The sequence below is a fragment of the Streptomyces sp. NPDC053750 genome, assembly GCF_044544295.1.
Classification (GTDB): domain Bacteria; phylum Actinomycetota; class Actinomycetes; order Streptomycetales; family Streptomycetaceae; genus Streptomyces.
The window spans coordinates 20,793-22,044 of the sequence record NZ_JBITXB010000014.1 but is presented as its reverse complement, the minus strand read 5'-3'; the positions used below and the strand labels follow the sequence as shown (position 1 = coordinate 22,044).

The following is a 1,252-nucleotide window of genomic DNA, read 5'->3' as shown; positions in this document are numbered from 1 at the left end:
GGTCAGCGCCCGAACTCCCGTCGAATGAAATCAAGAACTTCGTCGGCCGATGCCGACTCAAGCGTGTCCACGACACTCGTCTCGGTGTCCGAGGCCGCTTCCTGCGATGGCGTCGTCTCGTCCTCGGCGCGAGGCACTTCGGCGTCCAGGTGCTGGGTCAGAGCACGCGGGGTCGGGTGCTCGAACAGCAGCGTGGCGGGCAGGTCGAGGCCGGTGGCCTTGCCCAGCCGGTTCCGCAGCTCCACGGCGGCCAGCGAGTCAAGGCCCATGGCCATGAAGCCGGTGTCCATGTCGATGTGGTCCGCGCCCGCATGCCCGAGGACCGCGGCGACATGCGAGCGGACCAGCTTGCCGATGATCCGTTCCCTCGCCTGCGGCGTCGCCCCGTCGATCTGGTGCCGCAGCTCGGATACCGTGTCACGCTCGCCGCTCGTGGGCGCGACGGACACGCGGACGACCTCGCGGAGAACCATGGGTACCTCGTCGGTGCCACGGGCGCTCAAGTGCGCGGCGACGACGGCGGGTTCCTTGGTGGTGAGTGCGGTGTCGAGGAGTCGTAGCGCGTCCTGTGTGGCCAGTGGCAGCACACCCCGACGTTCCATCCGGGCCCGGTCGGCAGCGGTCAGCCCGGCCGTGATCCGCGACCGCTCCTCCCACAACCCCCACGCCACCGACACCGCCGGCAGCCCAAGCCCCCGCCGATAACACGCCAGCGCATCCAGATACGCATTCCCCGCACCGTAAGCGGCCTGACCCACCGAACCCGCCACACCCGCCAACGACGAGAACAACACGAACGCGTCCAACCGCCAGCCCAACTCCCCGGCCAGCTCATGCAGATTCCACGCCCCGTCCACCTTCGCCGCCAGCACACCCCCCACACGCTCCGCCGTCAACGACCCCAACAACCCGTCATCCACCACACCCGCCGCATGCACCACCACACGCACATCACCCACATCCCCCAACGCCCCCGCCAACCCCACACGATCCGCAACATCGCACAGCACCACCCGCACCCGCGCCCCCAACCCCTCCAACTCCGCCACCACCCCATCAGCCGCGTCCCCCCGACCACGACCCAGCAGCACCACGTCCCGAGCACCCCACGCAGTGACCGCGTGCCGGGCCACAGCACCACCCAAAACCCCCAGACCACCCGTGATCAGCACCACACCCTCGCCATCCCAACCCACAGGACCCGCCACATCCAGCCCATCAACAACCGCCGGCATCAGCCGCGACACCCATC

At 69.2% G+C, this 1,252-nt stretch carries 1 pseudogene; it reads right to left on the bottom strand.

Annotated elements, in window-relative coordinates:
• Positions 1–2: 2 nt before the first annotated feature.
• A pseudogene (locus ACIGO6_RS31180) lies at positions 3–1,166 on the bottom strand (beta-ketoacyl reductase); the annotation flags it as partial.
• Between the last annotated feature and the right edge of the window lie 86 nt (positions 1,167–1,252).